This window comes from Caminibacter pacificus (genome assembly GCF_003752135.1).
GTDB lineage: Bacteria > Campylobacterota > Campylobacteria > Campylobacterales > Nautiliaceae > Caminibacter > Caminibacter pacificus.
Genome location: NZ_RJVK01000004.1, coordinates 132313 through 154403, shown reverse-complemented (window position 1 = coordinate 154403; position 22091 = coordinate 132313). Strand labels below are relative to the sequence as shown.

Here is a 22091-nt window from a genome sequence, read left to right as displayed (position 1 = left end):
CTCCTTAAAAAAGTCTTCCTATTTTTTTGTAGCCTATATAAAATAGTACCATACCGATAATCAAAAGCGCAACAAAATACGGAATCAAATCATAAAACGACGCACCCCTGAAAAATATCGATTCGCTCGCTTCTATGTAATATCTTACAGGTGAGATGATACTAAGTTTTTGAAGCCAAGGCGCCATAGAGCTAATAGGCGTCCACGCACCGCTTAGGAAAATAAGAGGCATCATAAGCATAAAAGAATACTGCCCGACTTCCGTAACGGTATTGCTTATTGCGGCAATCACAAGCCCTATACCTCCTAATGAAAAGGCAAAAAGTAAATTCAGCAAAAAGAAATGCCATAAATTTCCGTTAATCGGCATATCAAACACTCCAAAAAGTATAAGTCCCACACTCACCCAAACTCCTACCAAAATTACAACCACCTGAGAAAACATCTTTGCAAAAATCGTTAAAATGGAACTCACCGGCATTAAAAGCATAATATCCCATGTCCCTTCTTCTTTTTCTTTTACAAAAACGGTGGCTACCAGCAAAAGCACCAAAAGCACCACATCGCTCATAAGCTCCGCCAGACTCATAAACCAGGTGGAGTTTGAGTTTTGATTAAAAAGCCGATGTGTTTGAATGGAAAGAGGAAAGTGCAAATTTACAAACCGAGCTAAAATTTCGTTTAGATAAATTACCGTCACTTGCGCCTGGGCTGCGGCGGTTGAATCTATGAGTACGTTTACTTGGGATTTTCCGGTTTTATAGTAGTTTTTTGCAAAATCGCCGTCAAATACAAGTCCGACCATTATTTTTTTGTTTTCTATCGCTTTTTTTAGTGCTTCTTCGTTTAGAAATCTTTTTGGTGTTTGAAATTCGGGCTTATGGAGATGAGTTAAGATTTTATTTACTATTAAAGAATTGGAATAATCGACATACCCTACACTTACATGCTGAGGCTTTATTTTTATGCCTATTCCGGCCAGATAAATATCAAGCGTAAAAATATAAATCAAAAAAAGCATTAAAGCCGTATTTCTTAGAAGTATCAAAATATCTTTTTTCATAATGGCTAAAAATCTCATTTGATAGCCTTTTTGAGAAATAAAAGTCCCAGCAAAAATAAAACGGCTCCGTATACAAAAAGCACAGCCAAATATTCCAAATTAAGCGCCGAAGAAAAACCGGCTCCCACCAAAAAGCTGTCATAAGAGATATGATTGAAATACATAATCGGAAACGCGTGAGATTCGATTTGAGAAATTTTATCCATAGAAGATATCGGCATCAAAATCCCCGAATACAAAAATCCGGGCACTACGGTCAAAATAACCGTCAAAATCAGTGCGGCAATTTGCGTAGAAGTAAAAACCGATACCAAAAGCCCGATTCCAACACTCACAAACACAAAAATCTCAGCCGCTATCCAAAAAAGAAGAAAACTTCCCCTAAAAGGCACGTCAAAATAATAAGTCGCCCACAAAAACAGAATAAAAATATTAACGCTGTGAAGTAAAAATGGAGGAGTTAATTTCGCTATCAAAAATTCGGTTTTACTAACTGGAGAAGAGTAAAAATTAAAAATAGTACCCTGTTCTTTTTCCTTGACTATTACAAGAGCCGCCAAAACCGCCGGAGCAATCAGCAGCACAAGACCTATAACCCCCGGAATAAAAGCGTTTGCATCGCGCAAGGATTCGTTAAACATATTTCTTTGATTGACTAAAATTATTTTTTTAACGGGCGCTTTGTCTCCTAAAATATGCAAAAACATCCCCTTAACATACCCTTCAAGAGTCAAGGCTCTAAGAGGAAACGACCCGTCGATATAGACACCGACCCGGGCTTTTTTTTGATGTAACAGTTTTTTTTGAAAAGAAGGAGGAATAATTATCAAAACGTCAAGCTTGGCTTTTTTGAAAAGTTTAAGGGCTTCGTTGTCGCTTATGGCTTTTACCTGAGTATCGAAATATTTGGAATGCTCGAAAGAATTGACAATTTTAAGAGACAAAGGAGTGTTGTCTCTATCGATAATCATCGTTTTTGCGTGGGTAATTTCGAGTTTAAGCCCGTATCCGAAAAGGAAAATAATCAAACTCGGCACAAAATAGACAAGAATAATCATTTTACTTCTTACAAGGTCTATAAACTCTTTTTTCAAATACGCTTTTATTACATGAAGTCTCATCGGTTTTCCTTATAAAATTCAAGGAATATCTCTTCAAAACTAAGTCCCGGGAATTGTTCGTGAAGTTTTTTTACCTCTTCGTCCACTATTTTTTTGCCTTGTTTTAATACAACGACTCTATCGCAGTATTCCGCTTCGCTCATATAATGAGTAGTAATCAAAATAGCGATTTTCCAATTCTCTTTTATTTTTCTAAGCATCTTCCAAAAAGCGGCCCTTGCTATCGTATCCACTCCGCTTGTAGGTTCGTCCAAAAACAAAACAACCGGGTCGTGCATCAAAGCGGCCGCTACCGAAAAACGCTGATTTATCCCAAGAGGGACGTCTTTTGGAAAGTAGTTCAGGTATTCTTTAAACCCCAGAAGCGTTGAATATTCCTCTATTCTTTTGTTTATTTCGCTGTTTGAGAGTTTATACATTTTACCGAAATATTTGAGATTTTCGATAATAGTCAAATCTTTATACAATGAAAAAAGCTGAGAGACGTATCCGATTTTGCTTTTTAGTTTTATTCTGTCTTTATAAGACTTAATTGGAGTTCCAAGAAGTTTCAATTCACCCGCATCTATCGGATAGAGCCCAAGAAGCATTTTAATAAGAGTCGTTTTTCCGGCTCCGTTTGCTCCTAAAAGCCCTAAAATTTCACCTTTTTTAAGAGTCAAATCTATACAATCGTCAGCTATAAAACTGCCGAATTTTTTGGTAAGACATTTAGCTTCTACGATAATTTCGGGTATTTCAAGCTCTTTTTTAGGAATATCTATTTTTATAGGTTTTTTGCCTTTTTTTAGGGCGTTTACGAAAAAGAGAGCTTCAAGAGTCGGTTTTGCGTGTGGCATATCAAGAGGTTTTAAACAATAAGTCCTTTGATTAAAACTAAAACACTCTTCACTCTCAATCTCGCCCTCATATACATAACTCTCAACGCTTTTTGTAAGTTCTTCGGCTTTTCCTTTTGCGATAATCTCCCCTTCGTCAAACAGCAATACTTTATCCATTTTGGAAGCTTCTTGCATATAAGCCGTAGAAATCAAAGCCATGATATTTTCTTTTTTTCTGATATCGTCCACTATCTCCCAAAGTTCCGCGCGGCTTATAGGGTCAACTCCGGTTGTCGGCTCATCAAGAATCAAAAGACGAGGTCTATGAAGAAGTGTGAGGATTAAAGAGAGTTTTTGTCTCATACCTCCGCTTAGATTTTTGGCAAGTCTGTCTTGAAAATTATAAAGCCCGGCCATTTTCAAAAGCCTCTCTTCATAGCCTCTATCTTTTTTGATGCCTCTTAAGTCCCTTATAAAATCGATATGTTCTTTAACACTTAGAGTATCATACAAAACAAGCCCGAGTCCTTGGGGCATAAGACCTATTTTACTTTTAACTTTTTCGGCTTCTTTGGGGGAGCGGTATTCGTATCCGTCAAGCTCTACAAAACCTTCGAAACTAAGCACCCCAGCTATTGCGTGAAGTGTCGAGCTTTTACCAGCTCCGTCAGCCCCTATGAGACCGACTATTTCACCCTCTCTCACTTCTATATGAGCGTCTTTGATTGCGATTTTGTTTTTATATTTTACCGTTACATTCGCTTTTAACATCTCTACATCTCAGGCAATTCTTTTAACGACCCCGGCAAATTTCCCCTGCCCGTTAAAATAACTCCGATTGCCGGAAGTCCTAATTTAAAATATTTACAGCTCTCAAGAGGTTTCAAATGCACTTCATAAACCCTTGTGATTCTATCACTCCTAACTTCCACCTCTTTTGGCGTAAATTCGGCCTTTTTGGCAATTTTACTAACAACCGCTTTTATAGGACGATTCGGAAACGAATCAAGGAAAATTTCGGCTTTTTGACCTACTTTTATTTTTCCGTTGGTTAATTCGTCCACGTAGATTTTTAAATAAAAACTTTTAGGGTCTATTACCGAAACTACAGGCATCCCAGCACCTACAACCTCTCCGACGTTTGCTATTTTGGTATCGACATATCCGTTTACGGGAGATTTTAAAGTAAGCTCGTTTATGATTGTTTGGACTTCGTTTTTTTGTGAATTTAGTGCGTTTATAGCATCTTTTAAAGCTTCTACGTTTTTAGTCGCCGCTTTTGCGATTTGTAAGTCTTTATTTGCTACTTTTACGGCTTTTTTTAGTGCCTCTTTTTTAGCCTCAAGTCCTTTTAATTTGTCTTTGTCGGTTTTTGTTTTTAGTTTTGCAAGTTCCAAATCGTGTTCTTTTGCAAGTTTTCTTTTTACAAGAGAGGCTATTCTTTTTTCATCTCTGATATCTTGGGCTATTACTTTTTTAAATGCGTCGATTTGCGCGTTTAGAGCGTTTAGCTCGTCGGTTTTGATTTTTACGTTAAGAGTGGCTTTTTTGATTGTTTTATCTACTTTTTCACTTGTAAATTCAAGCTCTTTTTCTTTTGCTTTTATCTGATATTCAAGCGCTTTTAGTTTGTCTTCAAACTCTTTTGAATCGAGTTTTGCTACAACTTCGCCTTTTTTTACCTCATCTCCGGTATCTACTCTAAGCAATAAGACGCGTCCGGGGTATTTTGTGTTTATGAGGATATCATCTCCGTCAATTCTTCCAACAGCCGCGACTAAATACGGAGGCAGTTTTTTTGGATTCAGTTTTTTATAGATTAAATATCCGCTTATTATCACAAGTGCGGTTATGATTGCGATTATAATTTTTCTATTCATTTTCGCCTCCGTCATATCTCAGTTTTACGCCCAAAAAGAAAATTTGAGCTTTGATAGCGTCTCTTTTGGCTTTTGCCGCGGCGAGTTTTGCGATTGCGTCGTTTAGGTCGCTGCTGTCGGCCAAGCCTTCATTGAATTTCGCTTTTATGTACTCATAATAACTCTCTCTTGCTTTTACTTCTTCTTTTGCCGCTTTTAGTCTGAAAAAGAGAGCTTTATAGTTTGCTAAATCGTTTTGATAATCCGTTTTTACTTTGTTTAGGTAGTTTTTATAATAAATCAAAGCGCTTGCCTTTGCGATTTTCGCCATTTCGATTTCGTTTTTTGTGGCACCTCCGTTATAGATATTATACTTTATTCCGATACCGAGATATGATTTGTCGATATTTTGATAGTCGTTTTTTGTAAGAATCAAATTATCGGCTTCTCTTTTTAATCCGGCCACAAATCCGATTTGAGGGTAGAGTTTTGATTTTGCAAGTTTAATATCCACATCAGAAATTTTTAAAGTCTCTTTTATAGCCCTAACATCCGGTCTTTTTTGAAAGTCGGGAGAAAAATTGATTTTTTTCACAATTATGCCGTCTATTTTGTCTATCTTTTTATTCAAAAGATAACTCAGCATATTCAAAAGCGATTCTTTTTGGGATTTCAGATTTTTGATATCGGCTATTACTTCGTAATATTTTGCATTTATCTCATCTACGCTTGATTTGTTAATAAGCCCCTCTTTATAAAGAGCGTCGGCTTTTTCTCTGGCGGTATTTAGTGCGTTTTTTGCAAATTTCAGGGCGTTAATATTGCATTTTAGAGCATAAATGGAGCTATAAAGCTTAGCAGCATTCAAAATAAGTTCTCTTTTTACGTTTTTTAGTTCGAGTTTTTGTTTTATAAGCTCAAGTTCGCTTTTTTTAATAAGATTTGAAATACCAAATCCGGTAAATAGAGGATATGAGTATTTAATCTCTCCAATGAAATGGTTCTTATCAGCCATTGGAAGCGTAGCTTTTACGTCCTGATAAATCAGATGTATCCCATCAGGCGCAACGGCCACGGGCTGAGGGGATGTGAGTTTCATTTCCGGTTGATTGAAAAAATGTACGGCATTGTATTCAAAATCCAAAGAGCCGTAGTTTTTGGCTTTTACGGCTTTTAGTTTTTTTTCGTAAATTTGCACTTTTTTTTGAGCTAATTTATAACTTAGAGAGTTTGTTATTTCGTTTTTTATCTGAGTGAAGTTTTCCGCCCACAAAATCCCTGTCGCTATCAAAACTAAACTAACTTTTTTCATATTTTCTCCTTTTGACAAATAAAAGCATAAAGATAAAAAAGCTTCCCACAGCTCCCCAAAAAGCCGCATCAAGCCATACGTATTTAAAGCCGTAATTGAAACTCATAAAATCCTCAAACATCCTAAATATAACCTTTGCAACAATTCCGTATATTTGCTCCATTTTGGCTAAAAACGAGCTTACGACTTCGTGATTTTGCAAGCTTACCATTGCGTCGAATTCTTTATCTTTATAAAACACAAGGTTATTCGTAGCTATCGCCGTACCGAAACTCCCTCCGATAAATCTGACATAGTCCATTGTCATTATACCCTGTTCTATTTTTCCGTTTGAGTTATTCATAACAAGTACGGTAATAGGAGCGAAAAAAAGCCCCATCGCAATTCCAAAAGGCATAGTTTTTAAAACAGCTTCATAAAAAGGAGTGTAGTAATTAAGACTCGGAAACAATACGTATCCGCTATACAAATAAATAACAGCCGCCGCTATCAAAACGGGAATCGGTGAGAATTTATCGCTCAAAGCACCGGCTATAATACTAAAAACCCCTATCCAAATACCAAATCCCAACACCCCAAGCCCCGTTTGAATAGAGCTTAGTCCTTTTAGATGTTCGTAATACATCGGAATGAGATAAAAATATTGATACATCGAAAACCCGAGCAGTATGAAATAGACCATTATCCCTATCGAATAATACGGATTTTTAAACAAAGAGTAATCAAAAAGAGAGTTTTTTGAAAAATATTCGCTTATTATAAAGCCCAAAAGCCCAAACCAAGAAGCAAAAGCCAAATATACGATAAAAGGCGAATTAAACCAGCCGTATTGCTGTCCTTTGCTAAGAAGTATCAACAACGAAACTGTAAAAACGGTCAAAAACGTCAAAGAGACGAAATTCAAAGGATAAGGCGAGCGTTTTGAATTATCAGGCAGCAACAAAGCACTAAAAACTACAAGCACTATTCCTATAGGCACGTTTACGAAAAATACCGCCCTCCAAGAAAACCACTCTGTCAAATATCCTCCAAGCGTCGGACCGATTGCCGGGGCAAAAGCAACACCTAAAGCGAATATTCCCATGGCTATCCCTCTTTTTTCGGGAGGGAAAAAACTAAAAAGCATAGCCTGAGCCGTAACCATCACAAGAGCTTCGGCAAAACCTTGAATCGTCCTAAAAATTATAATCTCGGGCAATGTATGAGACATCCCGCATCCGAAAGACGCAAGAGTAAAAGCCGCCACTCCTATTACGTAGATGATTTTGTTTCCGTAATGTTTTATAAGCCACTCAACTACCAAAAGCCCTACCGCCGCGGCTATCATATACGCCGTAATAACCCACTGAACGCCGTAAATATCGGTAGAAAGCGGACCTTTTAGACGAGGTACGATAATATCCACTACCGTCGTATCCAAAACGGCCATAAAAGCGCCTAAAACAACAAGAATAATTAATAATGTAAAATGAATAATGGAAAATGTTTTTTTAGCTTGCATTTTTCACAATCTTTGTTAAGATTTTTATAATATCTTTCAAATCTTGCAATAAACTATTAGCTTGCATTTCAGAAATATAATCGCTATCTTTTAATAAGTTTATCCAATATCTACTTTCAACTGCTTCTTTTAATACAATTGACATTTTATTTTTAAAATCTTTTTTTGATATTGAATACTGGCCTTCCACAACATTCGTTCCTATTGATGTTCCGCTTTTTAAAAGTTGTTTTGATAATACAAATTCTTTTTTATCCGTTAAATATCTATATACTTTTATAATTCTTTTTGCAAAATCATAACTTTTATTTTCAATTACTTTTTCTTTTTCCATATTACTTTTCACTTTTAATTTTTTACTTTTCATTATTTTTTGCGCTTGCATTTTTCTATCGTAACTTCTCCGCTCATTCCCACAAGTACGCCTTTTGGTACTTTATCGAATTTTATTCTTACATAAAATCTTTGAGCAAGTTTAGTAAATTCACCCGAGCTTATATCTCTTGGTACAAGAGCGAAAGTAGCGGCGCTCGCCGGTAAAATTTTAGTAACCACTCCGTCAAAATCCTTATCGAGTGCGTCGATATGGATTTTCGCTTTACATCCAGGAGCTATTCCTTTTAGTTTTGTCTCTTCCAAAAGGTCCAAAACATATACCTCTTTTGGATTTACAACACTTAAAATTCGTGTACCCGCATCAACGACTTCGTCGTTATTTACGAATTTTTTAGCCACTTTTCCGTTTATCGGAGAATATAAATAGCTATCTTTTATATTTTGATTTACAAGTTTCAAATTCTCTTTTAACGCTTTTAAATTATCTTCCGCCGATTTTATCGCTTGGGTTAATCTTTTGACTTCTTTTTCGTTATTTTGGATAAGTTTCGCTTTTGTGATTAAAGAGTTTTTATCGAATTTCATACCCTCAAGTAGTTTTTCATCGGCTTTTATCTCATCTCTAAGTGCAAAATAAGCCACTTTTACGCTTTCGTATTTTTCTCTTGAAATTCTTTTTTGAAGATATAATTTTTTAAACCTTTCATAATCGCTTTTTAGTTTTTGAAGCTGATAATTTTTAGCCTGAATTCCAAAAGCTTTAGCTTCTATCGCTTTTTGCAGTTTGTTTATTTGATTTTGATTGATGTTTAGGTTGTTTTTTATGTCGTTTTGGAGTTTTTCTTTTTGTAAAGTTAAAGAGTTGATTTTATTTTGCAAAGCCGAAATTTGAAATTTAAGAGCTTTTGCTTTTATCTCCAAATCTTTCGTATCGAGTTTTGCCAAAAGCTCGCCTTTTTTTACATCATCACCTTCGTTAACGTATATTTTTTCTATTTTTCCCGGAAGTTTAAACGCTAAAAAAGTAAGAGTGTCCGATTTTACAAAAACCGCGTTACTTGAAGAGTAGTTTTCATTAAAAACGATATAGCGATACAACCCGTACGCACTCGCAACAATCAAAATTACAAAAACTATTAAAGCTATTTTCTTTTTCATTCCTCACCTTTGACATATCAACTTTTTTTATTTATTTTTATTTAGGATTATACTCTTTTACGATATCTTTCAGTTTATTTATTATAGCAGTTTTTTCATTAAGTGAAGTTAAAATTTCGATATCTTTTTGAAGTTTTTCAAAATCGTAAAATGTCGTTTCACCAATAAATATGGAATCGTATATCGTTTTTTTCTGAGCATCGTCTATCAAAAGCTCTTCATAAAGCTTTTCTCCGTCTCTAAGACCAGTAAAAATTATATTGTTTTCATCTTTTCCGCTAAGTTTTAACATTTTTTTTGCCAAATCCACAATTTTTACCGGTTCTCCCATATCAAGAATAAAAATTTCTCTATCTTTTGCCAACGACCCGGCTTGAAGTACAAGCTGACAAGCTTCGGGAATCAACATAAAATACCTCGTAATTTCAGGATGTGTAACGGTTAGAGGTTTGTTTTGTTTGATAAGCCGTCTGAATTTAGGCACCACACTCCCGCTGCTATCAAGAACGTTACCGAATCTCACGGCTGAAATTTTAGTATCGTTTGAAGGAACGTTTTGGGCGTATATTTCGCAAACTCTTTTTGTAGCTCCCATAACATTAGTAGGTCTGACGGCTTTGTCGGTGGAGATTAAAATAAAATTCTCGGCTTTATATTCAATAGCCAAATCGATACAATTTTTCGTACCCAAAATATTATTTATAACCGCACTTTTCGGATTTTCTTCACATAAAGGCACGTGTTTATATGCCGCCGCGTGAATTACGATATCGGGTTTTTCCTTTTCGAAAACCTCTTTTAAATCATCATATCTGCTTACATCGATTAAATATCTTTTTCTTTTAATCTCCAACTCTTCGTTTATGGCGTATAGGTTATATTCGCAATTATCCACCAAAACAAGCTCTTTTGCCAAAAACTTCTCACAAAGTCTGCTGATTTCACTACCTATACTTCCTCCTGCTCCGGTAATTAAAACTTTTTTGTTTTTTATAAACTCTTTTATAGCCTTTTTATCCAAGTCCTTCGGCTTTCTTGCAAGCAAATCCTCAATTGATACGTCTTTGATTTTTTCTTCGAAAGGATTATAGATTTTGATATCTTCAAAACCTTTTTGAGTTAAAAAATCAACCAATCTATTCAAATCTTCTTGGGACATATTTTTGGCGATTATCGCACTTTTGACCGACGAATCGATATCTTGTAAATCTTTTACTTTAAAGCCGTAAATATAGCTTCCGATATTGCTCTCTTCGTCATCATAAATTTCAACGACCGAATACGGAGTGTCTTGTTTTAAAATCAAAAGCGCTTTTTGGTTTGCACCTATTATAACCGCCGGAGTTTTTTGAGTGGATAGTTTTTCTAAAAAGAGTCTTTTTGATATTCTAAATCCCCCTATAAACAGCAAAGAGAAAAAATAATCAATAAAAATCACACTTCTTGGAAAAGGTAAAAAATAGTCCCTAAATAACAAAAGAATCGAACCGCTAAAAAGATAAGCAAGAGTCGTCGCTAAAAAAAATCTTTTAAGCTCGTAAATAGAAAAAAATCGCCAACTTACAAAGTATAATTTGAAAATAAAATAAAAAAATATTTTAAAACCTGCAAAAATAAAAAATATCTCAAAAAAGTTTTTTAAATACTCTTTCGGAATAAAGAAATTAAATCTCAAAAGATATGCAAGATAAAGAGTTATAAAAGACAAAACAAAATCGCCTATCATAAAAAAAAGCGCTCTTTTGAATTTCGTCGGCTTAAAAATCATATTCAACTAATTCTCCTTAATAAGTTTTGCAATTTTCAAAACTTCCTCATCGCTCATAGCGGTACCGCTTGGAAGACACAATCCTTTTTTGAAGTACTCTTCGCTTCTACCGTTAATATAACTTTTTGCGTTTTTAAAAAGCGGTTGTAAATGCATAGGTTTCCAAAGAGGACGACTTTCGATTTTTCGCTCGAAAAGATACTCCATAACTTTTAGAGGCTCTTTTTGGTTAAAAAGCAGAGTGGTTAGCCATCTGTTTCCTCGAGAATTATTAATTTCGGGCATAAATTCGGCAATATCAGATAATTCTTTTTTATAAAGATTAAAAATTTCTCTTTTTCTTTTTATTCGCTCTTCAACAACTTCCATTTGTCCGACACCTATTGCCGCAAGAATATTACTCATTCTGTAATTATACCCGTAAGTTTCATGTTCGTACCAAGGAAAATCCTCTTTTGCCTGGGTTGATAGAAATTTCGATTTTTTAATCCATTCTTCGTTATCGCTTATCATCATTCCTCCGCCGGATGTCGTTAGAAGTTTGTTTCCGTTAAAACTATATATTCCTATATCTCCGAATGTCCCGGCGTGTTTATAGACAATAGAAGAGGATTTTTCGCTCTCGTTTGCATATTCCCCATTGTCCATTGTCAATTGTCCATTATCCATTCTCCATTTTCCATTATCCATTGTATATTTATACGCTCCAAGCGCTTCGGCGGCGTCTTCTATTAAAAAAGCTCCGTATTTTTTACATAAATACGCAATATCCTCAATTCTTCCGATTTGTCCGTAAAGATGAGCTACGATAACCGCTTTTGGTCTCTCTTTTTTAAGAGCTTCTTCGAGCAAATTAACATCCATCTGCCAATATTCGTCACTATCGATAAATATAGGCTCGGCATTTTGATAAAGTATCGGACTAACACCTCCTATAAAAGTAAATGTCGAAACGGCAACTTTATCATTCTCTTTTATACCAAGAACCCTAAGTGCGAGATGTAAAGCGCTTGTGGCGTTAACGACCGCCAAAGCGTGTTTAGCGCCTGTATAATTTTTTACCATTTCTTCGAATTTATCTATAAATTCCCCAACAGGCGCTATATAGTTACTCTCAAACGCTTTTTTTATATACTCAAGCTCTTTTCCGCTCATATGAGGAGGAGAGAGATAAATCATTTTATTACCTTTAAAATCTCTTTTAAATCGTTAATTTCGATATCAGCATTATTTTCGTAATCTTTATAAATTCCAAGCGGATTTTTATACCTGATAGTTTGCCAACCAAGCTCGATAGGTGCGAAAAAGTCCTTTTTCGGATTGTCGGAAATATAGACGTAATTTTTGTTTTTGTATTTTTTCATAACCATTTCAAAAGCTTTTTTTTCAGGCTTTTTCGTGTGATAAAAATCCGTAAAAATAGGAAAATCTATATATTTCTCAAGCCCTAAAGCGAAAAATTTATTTTTTTGAGAAATATAATGCCCGTCAGTTATTAAAGCTATCGGATATTTTCGCTTATAGTATCCCAAAATTTCTTTTGTTTCGTTACTTAAAGAAATTTTCGGAGTATGGAACCTATAAATTTCTATAAGTTTGTTTTTGGATACGTTTAGGTCGTATTTTTCTATCAGTTTATCAAAAATTTTGCCGCTTCCGTTTTTTTGAAACTCGTTCATCATAAAATCGAAATAGTTTTTATCTCCCAAAAAATTAGCAACTTCCTCAAAACCGCTTTTTACGAAATCTATTTCGTTATATAGAGTATCGTCCAAATCAAAGACTATTACCATCTACAATAACCTCCGCGTCGTATCTTAGCATTATCAAATTATCTCTCCATTCTTCGAAATATCTAAGCTCTTTTCCATTAAAACAATCGATTAAAAATTTAGCATAATCGGCCCCTGCAAGGAAACTCAGAGGATACCCTCCTCCGAATCTCGGGTTTATCTCTATAAAAAAGATTTCATTTCCTCTTTTAAAAAGCTGAATTGTCAGAGTACCGAAAGCACCTTTTAAGTGTTTTGATAATCTCTTTATTTCATCCAAAATCATCTTGTCTTTTGTAGTTTTAGCTTTGCTAACCTCTCCGCATCTAACCTCAACCCTTTCTCTTGGTACTGCGCATATTAAATTGGAATCGTTATCAAAAAAAGCGTCTATTGTGTATTCAGTCCCTTCGATATACTCCTGAAAAACATAATTACCTTTTAAAATTTTTGCTTCCTCATACGAATCGACTCTTCTTGCCCCTACCGATAAAGAAGAGTTGTCAAGCTTTGCAAAAAGCGGATAGTTTGCGTTTTTTAAATCTTTTATGATTTTGGGTGTTTTAAAGCCGTGTTTTAGAAAAAACTCTTCGGTCGTAGTTTTTAGCGCGAAAGTATCTACTATTTCTTCATCGGATACGGCGATTAAAACGCCTTTTTTTAAAAAATCCTTTTTAGCTCTTGCCAATACGCCAAGTTCGGTATCTATTGTAGGGACTATGATTTTGATATCGTTTTTTAGGCATATATCAAGGAGAGTGGGCAAATAACTCTCATCCGTAACTCTCGGTACTTTAAAAAATTTATCGCTTACCTGAGAGGCCGCGCTTAAAAAAGGGTTCATATCACACGTAAAAACTTTTGCGTGTTTTTGAAAATTTTTAACAAGACTCACTCTTCTTCCGGCGCTTGTTATTAAAACGTTAATTTTTCCCATTGAATTTCTCCATAGTAGCTCTGCCTTCTTGGCTTATTCCCTCTCTTTTTAAAACCTTCAGCACGGTCAAAAAAAGTATTTTCATATCCAGCAAAAAAGAGACGTTATCAACATAATAAACGTCGTATTTGAATTTCTCCCTCCAACTTATTGCGTTTCTGCCCATAACCTGAGCAAGCCCGGTTATTCCCGGTTTTACGTCGTGTCGGCGTTTTTGTTCTTCGTCGTATAGTTCTAAATATTCCACTAAAAGCGGTCTTGGTCCCACAAAGCTCATATCGCCTTTTAAGACGTTAAAAAGCTGAGGGAGTTCATCAAGACTCAAAGACCTGATTACTTTCCCCACTCCTTTTAATCTCTCTTCATCGGGTAATAAATTTCCGTTTTCATCTTTTTCGTTCGTCATCGTTCTGAATTTGTATATTTTGAAAATTTTGCCTTTATATCCGGGACGCTCTTGTGTAAATATCACAGGCCTTCCGTCCCATAAATATATCAAAATCGCCACAACCGCCATAACGGGCAAAAATAAAATTATCAAAATCAAAGCCAAAACCCTATCAAAAAGCGGCTTAAAAAAATTTTTATACATTCAATTCCTCATAAATTTTTATATATTGACTCACCACAACCTCTATATCAAACTCTTTTAATACCTTAATTCTACCATATTCGCCCATTTTTTCCCTCATTTGAGGGTTGTCGATTAAGATTTCCAACTTTTTGGCAAGTGCTTTATAGTCTCTAACAGGCACTAAAAAGCCGTTTTTATTATCCTCCACTACTTCCCGACATCCAGGTGCATCACTCGTAACTATAGGTTTTGTCATGCTTGCGGCCTCTAAAAGAGTCCTTGGCACACCTTCTCTATAACTCGGTAACACAAAAACGTCGCAAATAGATATCAAATCTTTAATATCCCTTCTAAACCCTAAATATTTTACGTTTTTCCAATTCGGCAAATAGGCGTTTTTGTTTCCTTTGTCTATATTTCCGACATATAAAAACTCTGCCTTTTCTTTAAGAATCTCGGCCGCTTTTATAAACTCCTCCACGCCTTTATCTTTAATAACTCTCGCTATCATTAAAACTACCGGTTTATCTTTAATATCAAGTTCTTTTAAGAGTTTTTGAGATTTTTGCATAGGAGCGAAAGTTTTCGTATCTATTCCGCTACTTTTTATAAGTACCGATTTTTCGGGAGGGACAATTTTTTTTTCAACAAAATATCTCAAATCGTCACTATTTTGAAATATCACTTTTTTTGTGGATTTCGTTGTAAATTTATAAAGCGTTTCTATTATTTTTCTAATTGTTTTACTTTTAAAATCATCATAAATAAAAAAACTACCCAGACCGGTAATGGTATTTATTCTGTTTTTGTGACCGGTGAGATTTCCGTAAATATTTGGTTTGTGCATAAAAGTATGAAGGATATCCGGGTTGATTTTTCGAATAACTTTTTTTATCTCACCTATGCTTTTAAACTCTTTTAAAACATTCAAGCTGCTTCTGTCAATTTTATATTCTACGGCTTTAATTCCGTATTTTTCAAACTCCCCAAAGACTTCCCCTCTTGGCATTACCGCATAGACGTCATAACCTCTTTTTACCAGCTCCTTCATAATCGGAAGCCTGAAAAGATACAAATTCAAATCCAAATGACTAAGAAACGCTATTTTCATGCCACACCTCTAACGCAAAAAGAAGATATAAAATTTTAGCTCTTTTCTCTTCAGGAATTTGCAGTTTTTTATTTTTTATTTTTTCTACCAATTTTTCATCCACAAAATTTTTATAAAAGCCATAGTTTAAATAATCGAAAATCACATCTCTAAGCTCCCCGTCCACCCAGCTAACAAGCGGTATTTCAAAGCCTCTTTTTGGAGCGTTTACAATCTCTAATGGCAAATATTTTTTTGCAAGCTCTCTTAAAATCTTTTTTAACAACTTGTCGTTTTTGTCGATTTTTGGAGCGAATTCAAGCATATATTTACTCAAAAAAGGACTTCTCGCTTCAAGAGAATTACTCATAGACGCAATATCCATTTTCATTAAAAGATTTTTTAAGTTTATTTCAAAATCGAGATAAGAGAGTTTTTCAAAGCCTTCAAAATCGATGCTTTTTATAAATTTATCCAACTTTTCTATTTTTTCGCCGTGAAAATCATAAATATCTTCAAACAAATCGTTCAATAGCACATTGTACCAATGAATCCCCTCTTTACTCGCGGCTCTCAAAAGTCTATATAAAAACATCAACTCACCTCTTGATTTAGGTTTTAAAAGAGGCAGTAAAAAAGTGAAATGTTTAGCTATCTTATCCCACCCTTTTATAAAAGGCACATATCTACGATAACCTCCGAAAAGCTCATCCGCTCCGTCTCCGTTTAGCACAACTTTCACATGCTCTCTTGCCGCTTTACTTACGAAATAACTCGGTATTGCGCTACTATCAAAAAAAGGTTTGCCGTAATTTAGCAAAATTTTTTCAATATTATCTTTGACATTCATTTTTATATCGATAATTTCATGCTTTAAGCCGTATTTTCTAGCCACCAAAGAAGCAAGATACGACTCGTCATACGCTCCTTCGAACTTAACGGTAAAAGTTTTAATATCGGTATATTCGCTTGCTATCGCTACAATCAAAGAGCTGTCAATTCCACCGCTCAAAAATGCCCCGACTTCCACATCGCTTGAAAAAAGTCTGTTTTTGACTGAAATTTTTAACAACCCTTCAAGCTCATTCAAAGGATTTTTGATTTTAGGAGCTTTATAATATTCGGCTATGTCAAAATAGCGTTTTAGTTTTAATTCTCCGTCATAATACCCGAAATGTCCGGCCGGAAACTCCCTTATCTCTTTATACCCGCTCTCGCAAAAACCGGTGGATAAAAAAAGCTTGATGTCTTCTTCGTCAATCGTTGGATTGAGGGTTTTAAAAACGTTTATTTCACTTGCAAAAGCAAATTTTTTATCTTTTTTATAGATATAAAGAGGTTTTTTCCCGGCTCTGTCTCTTGCTAAAAAAAGTTTTTTGTTTTTTTTGTCATATATCGCAAAAGCAAACATCCCGTCTATAAAATCAAACATTTTTTCTTTATATTTTAAAAATAGATAGAGTAAAGTCTCGGTGTCGGAGTTTGTTTTGAAGTCAAACTCTTTAAGATTTTTTCTAAGCTGAGAATGATTATAAATTTCTCCGTTAAAAACAATCATCCAATCGTTATAAAAAAACGGCTGAGAGCCGTTTTTTATATCCTGAATCGCCAAACGAGTATGAAAAAAGTTAAAATTATCAACTCTCACACAAGAATTTTCATCCGGACCTCTGTGAAAAAGAGTTTTTAAAACCCTTTTTTTATCAACCTCAAAATTAAACCCGGCAATTCCGCACATTATTTCACCACTTTATACACTTTCGCCCAAGGCGTTAATATTACCGGCTTAAAGAGTTTTTTATCGTAATTTTCAAGCACGTATAATTGAATATAAGTTGAGTTTAGCATTTTATTACCCAAAATCAACACTCTACCAAAAGACCTCATAATTATGACGTTCAATTGGCTTTTCGGATTTAGAGTCTCTTCTTTTTTAACAAGTTTTCCTTTTTCATCATAATAAGTCAAAATCAGCTTATTAATAGGAATTTTTTGATTGTCTTGAATTAAATATCCGTTTTTCGAAAGGATAAGCCCTTTTGCCAATACAAGTCCTCTGTTATCAACACCTTTTATTAACAACTGCATAAAAATCGGTCTGTCATTCACTTCTCCGGTGTTTATATCTATATAACTAAAAAGCGCAACCGTCGGGAATATATTTAACATTCTAAACGGAAGATAATAATATATGTCGTTTTTGATTTTCGGGAGGTTGATTTTGTTATACAAAAATTTCTCCACTTCAGTAGGAGATTTCAAATGATACATCTCCATAACCTGCTTGATAAAGTCGAATTTTTTATGCTCTTCATAATCTTTTTGAGTCAGATAAACGTCTAAAATAGCGGCATTATAACTCGGTAGCTGCGGACGAGTCAGCGCAAAACTCACAGGCCAGTTTACATCTCCGCTGTGTTTTGCTCCGTCTATTAACGTAGATACTTTCGCATAATATCTGACGGGATATCCGTAATCCCACCAAGTAAGTACGTAATCGGATGGTTTTGCCGTTTTTTTCAGTTCGTTTAATACCGCCACTTCGTTCGCATTAAAAGTAGGAGGCACGACATATTTAAACATATGCTTATAATTCGGATATATCACTCCCAACATAAACAATAAAGAAAGCCCGTAATATGCATAATGTTTGACGTTATCTTTTATAGAATCCGATATGAATTTTGCTAATAAAACAAAAAGATAAGCGTTTCCAAGAGCAAAAAAAGGAACTGCGAAAATAGTAAATCTAAGCCCGCCTCTTAATGCAAAAAAACCGAGCACTACCATAGGTATGGAAACTATCATTATCGGATATCTGATTAACAAAGCCAAATATCCTATCGCACCCAAAATAAAGCCTATCCAACTTCCGCTAATTCTATGAACAAAAACGTCCCAATCTATTTTCGAAGCTTCTCTAATGGTATTTACGACATCGAAATAGTGAATACCGCCTTCTTGTTTCGAAACGGCTCTTGTAAAATAGCTGTTTTTAATAATAGAACTAAGCCAAGGCAATCCTACAAATAAAAAGTAAATAAAAAATACGAATAGCAAAAACTTAATGCCGTTTTCTTGAAAATATGAAACTTTAAATTTTAAAATAGCGATTTGATATATCAAAATTAAAGCGAGTTGAGGTAAAAGTCCTATCTTTAAAAGCGGAATAATCAAAAACAAAACGAAAATCGTCTCTTTATATATATCTTGTTTTTTAAAAAACTTCAAATATAAAACATAAATAAAACTCATTATAAAAATTCCGTTTGTAACATTATAAAGCCCGTCGTGCCACCACTGCATAACGCTCATAAATAAAGGCGCTAAGAAAAAGAATTTTTCATTTTTTTGAGTAAAAGCGCAAACAACCGCCCAAACGGCAAAAGTAGGAAGCACTACCGTTAGCATATCGGTATCGTAATACCCGAACATCGTTCTGTGATAATAACTCCAAGCAACACCGCCAAGAAGTGCGGCCAAAAAGCCCATCCACAGATTTCCAAGAGCCCTACCAATCAATATCAAAGGTACAACGATGAGAGCTCCGAAAACTCCGGGCATATAAAAAATCAAAACGTCAAGCGGAATATGAAAAAACTTTGCTAAATACGCCGTCAAAAGAGATAAAGGAGCGTTTGTCGGTGAGAGATAATTGGATTTTACTCCGTCGATAATATCGCGAGCACCCTCGGCATAATAGTACCCGTCGACATTATTTATCATAAGTTGTCCGTGCCAATAAAAAGCTTTTACGTGTATAATCTCCGAAACATAAATAAACCTAAGTGCGATTGCAAAAGTATATGCAAGCAAAATCGCAATAATTACATTATAAATTTCACTTCTATGATTCAAATTCATCTAAAATCCTCTCCCATTCTTTTATTATTTTTTCGATTTTAAAATTTTCTATCGCTTTTTTAGAATTGATTGCATAATTATATCTCAACTCTTTATCTTGATACATTAATTTCATAGCTTTAGCAAAGTTTTCGACACTTTTAGGTTTTACCAAAATGCCGTATTTGGCAAGCTCCACACTTTCCGTCTCTTTTAAAAAATACGTTTCAGGTGCCAAAATCTCTCTCGGTCCGGATTTACAATCGGTTGAAATAACGGGTAAAGAACAATTAAGAGCTTCAAGAAGTACATTGGGAAACCCCTCGTAATTGCTCGAAAAAACAAAACAATCTGCTTTTGACAAAAACCTATAGACATCTTTTTGAATACCTAAAAACTTTACTTTTTCTTTCAAATTTAAACTTTTACTCAAATCTTCCAGCTCTTTTCTTAAAGGACCGTCTCCAATAATCAAAAGATTTGCGTTTAAATTCGACTCTTTTAAAGCCTTAATCAAAAGTGCGTGATTTTTTCCTTCATCCAAACGACCGATAGTTACGAACATAAATTTTTCATTTTTTGTTTTTTGACACTCTTTCGGTTCGATGGGATTATATATAGTTTTTATTTTTTTTACGCAAAAGTTTTTTTGCAAGTCGTAACTATTGCCTTTTGAATTCGCTATTACCAAATCCGCTTTTTTATAAAAAGTTTTTATCAAAAACCTATTGATTTTGCCCTGAAGTCCTAAAGAGTGCTGTTTTGATGGCATAGCCCTTTCGGATATGATGATTTTCGATTTTTTTCCAAAAAACTTACTTAAAACATTGATATAATTGGGTCTATTCATAAACGAAAGACTAATATCGCTTTTGATTTTCGAATATTTATACGCCAAAAACGGAAGTTTGAGAAGTTTTATCAATCCGGGCTCTGTGGGGTTTGATTTTTCTAAAAAAGTAATTTTTACATTTTCGGGAATTTCATAAAATATAGTATCGTTCATAAGTACAAGTTCTATTTCGTATTTTTGATTTAAGTGTTTTAGCAACAAAGAAACAACCCTCTCGGCACCTCCGCTTGCCATAGAGTAAATTAAAATCGAAATTTTCAATAATACTTCTCCTTCCACATTTTATATACAAGCACAAACCAGAGTTTGTTGATATTTACATATTTTCCACTTTTGAACTCTTTTAAAAGCTTTCGCGGATATTCCATGTTTATAATTTCATCATTACTGAAATACTCTTCAAAAAGTTTAATCAAATCGCTCCTAAACCACTCAGTCATCGGTATCCCGAATCCTTGTTTTTTCCTATAAATTAACTCTTTTGGAAGATATCTTTCAAGTACTTTTTTCAAAATATATTTGCTTTCGTTGTTTTTGTATTTGTACTCAAAAGGAATAGAAGCGGTATATTCAATAAGCTTATTATCAAGCAAAGGTTCTCTACCTTCTATAGAGTTTGCCATAGTCGCCCTATCGACTTTCACTAAAATATCATCGGGCAGATAATTGTAAAAATCCCATAGCATCATCGCTTGCATAGGATGTATTTTTTCACCAAATCGGAAATAATCTTTCGGCTCTTTTACCTCATCCAAACCTAAAAGTTTTATATCCTCTCTGTATTGTTTAAGAATAGTTTCATAAATATCCTCCCAAGAATCACTCTTTAAGAGCTCTTTTAAAAAGCCGAGTTTATGCTCCATATTTTTAATCGGGACGTTTAATAAAAGATTTTCGCTTAAACCTATCGCTTTTGAAAAAAGCTTTTTAAATGGCAATTTTTCAAACTTCCCACCTAATCCGTAGCTCCACCAATACCTCTCATATCCGCAAAAAAGCTCATCCCCGCCATCCGCACTCAAAACAACCTTAACTCCGTTTTCTTTAGCAACTCTTGATACCAAATAAGTAGGAATTCCGCTACTATCGCCAAAAGGCTCGTCATAGATATCGACAAAGTTTTTTAATATCTCTTTTGCTTCGCTCATCTCCAAAAAACGCTCTGTATGATTTGAACCGATATGACGCGCAACTTTTTTCGCATAGTGTGCTTCGTTGTATTTTTCTTCTTTAAAACCTATGGTAAAAGTATGTATATTTCCGTAATGTTTTTGCAAAACGGCCGCCACAAGAGAACTATCGACCCCTCCGCTTAAAAAAACGCCCACCGGCGCGTCACTTTTCATTCGGTATTTAATACCCTCTATCAAAATACTCTCAAGCTCGTCGATAATCTCTTCTTCGCTTTTTTTATTTTCTCTAAAATATTCCTTAACATCCCAATACTTTTCTATTTTAAGGCTCTTATTTTTTAAATCGAACTCCAAATAATGCCCTGGCAATAGCTTTTTTATACCTGAAAATATCGATTTGTCCCTACCGATATATCCGTATTGAAAAAATTTTGCCAAAGAGGTTTTGTCGATATCGAATTTTTTATAAACCCTTAAAGCCCTAAGCTCGCTTGCAAATAAAAAATTATTTCCGTCAAAAAAATAATATAAAGGCTTAACACCCACCCTATCTCGAAAAATAATCAGCTTTTTAGATTCTTTATCATACACCGCAAAAGCAAACATTCCTCTAAATTTTTCAACGGCCCTTTTACCCCATTTGTGATATGATTTTAGCAGCACTTCGGTATCGCTGTGGGATTTGAACGTATATCCGAAACTCTCAAGCTCTTTTTTTATCTCTTCAAAATTGTAAATTTCTCCGTTATAAACCAAAACGTAATTCTCAAAACTCATAGGCTGATGTCCGAGTTTTGAAAGCTCCAAAATAGAGAGCCTCACATGTCCTAAACTCATAAATTCATCAATATAACTTCCGTTATCATCAGGACCTCTGTGTTTTATGGAGGTTTTCATATTTTCGAGTAATTCTCTGTTTTGAAAATTAAATCCTACTATTCCGCACATTT

General features: G+C 34.6%; 18 protein-coding genes. All 18 read right to left on the bottom strand.

What is annotated here, in order from left to right; genetic code table 11:
- Nucleotides 1-4 precede the first annotated feature (4 nt).
- From EDC58_RS08340 to asnB (EDC58_RS08255), 18 genes are read right to left on the bottom strand one after another with little or no spacing between them, the layout of a single operon-like run.
- The gene (locus EDC58_RS08340; protein WP_123353053.1) at nt 5-1081 is read right to left on the bottom strand and encodes an ABC transporter permease; all 1077 of its coding nucleotides are present in this window, start codon (nt 1079-1081) and stop codon (nt 5-7) included.
- Nucleotides 1078-2184, bottom strand: a complete 1107-nt coding sequence (locus tag EDC58_RS08335; protein ID WP_123353052.1) for an ABC transporter permease — start codon at nt 2182-2184, stop codon at nt 1078-1080. Before EDC58_RS08335 ends, EDC58_RS08340 begins: the two co-directional genes overlap by 4 nt.
- On the bottom strand, nt 2181-3776 hold the full coding sequence (locus EDC58_RS08330; RefSeq protein ID WP_123353051.1) for an ATP-binding cassette domain-containing protein: 1596 nt from the start codon (nt 3774-3776) through the stop codon (nt 2181-2183). The genes EDC58_RS08335 and EDC58_RS08330 overlap by 4 nt, the downstream gene beginning before the upstream one ends.
- A gap of 2 nt (nt 3777-3778) precedes the next feature.
- Nucleotides 3779-4885, bottom strand: a complete 1107-nt coding sequence (locus EDC58_RS08325; RefSeq protein ID WP_235823208.1) for an HlyD family secretion protein — start codon at nt 4883-4885, stop codon at nt 3779-3781.
- On the bottom strand, nt 4878-6176 hold the full coding sequence (locus EDC58_RS08320; protein WP_123353049.1) for a TolC family protein: 1299 nt from the start codon (nt 6174-6176) through the stop codon (nt 4878-4880). The genes EDC58_RS08325 and EDC58_RS08320 overlap by 8 nt, the downstream gene beginning before the upstream one ends.
- The gene (locus tag EDC58_RS08315; RefSeq protein ID WP_123353048.1) at nt 6163-7677 is read right to left on the bottom strand and encodes a DHA2 family efflux MFS transporter permease subunit; all 1515 of its coding nucleotides are present in this window, start codon (nt 7675-7677) and stop codon (nt 6163-6165) included. Before EDC58_RS08315 ends, EDC58_RS08320 begins: the two co-directional genes overlap by 14 nt.
- Nucleotides 7667-8011 carry a four helix bundle protein gene (locus EDC58_RS08310; RefSeq protein ID WP_123353086.1) on the bottom strand — a complete coding sequence of 115 codons (345 nt, stop codon included), beginning with the start codon at nt 8009-8011 and terminating at the stop codon, nt 7667-7669. Before EDC58_RS08310 ends, EDC58_RS08315 begins: the two co-directional genes overlap by 11 nt.
- A gap of 32 nt (nt 8012-8043) precedes the next feature.
- Nucleotides 8044-9171, bottom strand: a complete 1128-nt coding sequence (locus EDC58_RS08305) for an HlyD family secretion protein (RefSeq protein WP_123353047.1) — start codon at nt 9169-9171, stop codon at nt 8044-8046.
- 37 nt (nt 9172-9208) lie between these two features.
- A complete protein-coding gene (locus EDC58_RS08300; protein WP_123353085.1) occupies nt 9209-10939 on the bottom strand; it encodes a polysaccharide biosynthesis protein in 1731 nt (576 codons plus the stop codon).
- Between the two features lie 6 nt (nt 10940-10945).
- Nucleotides 10946-12118, bottom strand: a complete 1173-nt coding sequence (locus EDC58_RS08295) for an aminotransferase class V-fold PLP-dependent enzyme (protein ID WP_123353046.1) — start codon at nt 12116-12118, stop codon at nt 10946-10948.
- Nucleotides 12115-12732 (bottom strand): HAD family hydrolase, encoded by a 618-nt coding sequence (locus EDC58_RS08290; RefSeq protein WP_123353045.1) that lies wholly within the window; start codon nt 12730-12732, stop codon nt 12115-12117. Before EDC58_RS08290 ends, EDC58_RS08295 begins: the two co-directional genes overlap by 4 nt.
- Nucleotides 12716-13648 carry an ATP-grasp domain-containing protein gene (locus EDC58_RS08285; RefSeq protein ID WP_123353044.1) on the bottom strand — a complete coding sequence of 311 codons (933 nt, stop codon included), beginning with the start codon at nt 13646-13648 and terminating at the stop codon, nt 12716-12718. The genes EDC58_RS08290 and EDC58_RS08285 overlap by 17 nt, the downstream gene beginning before the upstream one ends.
- Entirely contained in the window at nt 13635-14240 is a 606-nt protein-coding gene (locus tag EDC58_RS08280; RefSeq protein WP_123353043.1) for a sugar transferase, read from the bottom strand. The genes EDC58_RS08285 and EDC58_RS08280 overlap by 14 nt, the downstream gene beginning before the upstream one ends.
- Complete coding sequence (locus EDC58_RS08275; protein ID WP_123353042.1) at nt 14233-15333, bottom strand: glycosyltransferase family 4 protein; 1101 nt, start codon at nt 15331-15333, stop codon at nt 14233-14235. Before EDC58_RS08275 ends, EDC58_RS08280 begins: the two co-directional genes overlap by 8 nt.
- On the bottom strand, nt 15314-17050 hold the full coding sequence (asnB, locus tag EDC58_RS08270; RefSeq protein WP_123353041.1) for an asparagine synthase (glutamine-hydrolyzing): 1737 nt from the start codon (nt 17048-17050) through the stop codon (nt 15314-15316). Before asnB (EDC58_RS08270) ends, EDC58_RS08275 begins: the two co-directional genes overlap by 20 nt.
- Complete coding sequence (locus EDC58_RS08265) at nt 17050-19176, bottom strand: STT3 domain-containing protein (RefSeq protein WP_123353040.1); 2127 nt, start codon at nt 19174-19176, stop codon at nt 17050-17052. The genes asnB (EDC58_RS08270) and EDC58_RS08265 overlap by 1 nt, the downstream gene beginning before the upstream one ends.
- Nucleotides 19160-20269: a glycosyltransferase gene (locus EDC58_RS08260; RefSeq protein ID WP_211325245.1), complete on the bottom strand. Its 1110-nt coding sequence runs from the start codon at nt 20267-20269 to the stop codon at nt 19160-19162. The genes EDC58_RS08265 and EDC58_RS08260 overlap by 17 nt, the downstream gene beginning before the upstream one ends.
- Entirely contained in the window at nt 20266-22089 is a 1824-nt protein-coding gene (gene asnB / locus EDC58_RS08255) for an asparagine synthase (glutamine-hydrolyzing) (protein WP_123353039.1), read from the bottom strand. Before asnB (EDC58_RS08255) ends, EDC58_RS08260 begins: the two co-directional genes overlap by 4 nt.
- Between the last annotated feature and the right edge of the window lie 2 nt (nt 22090-22091).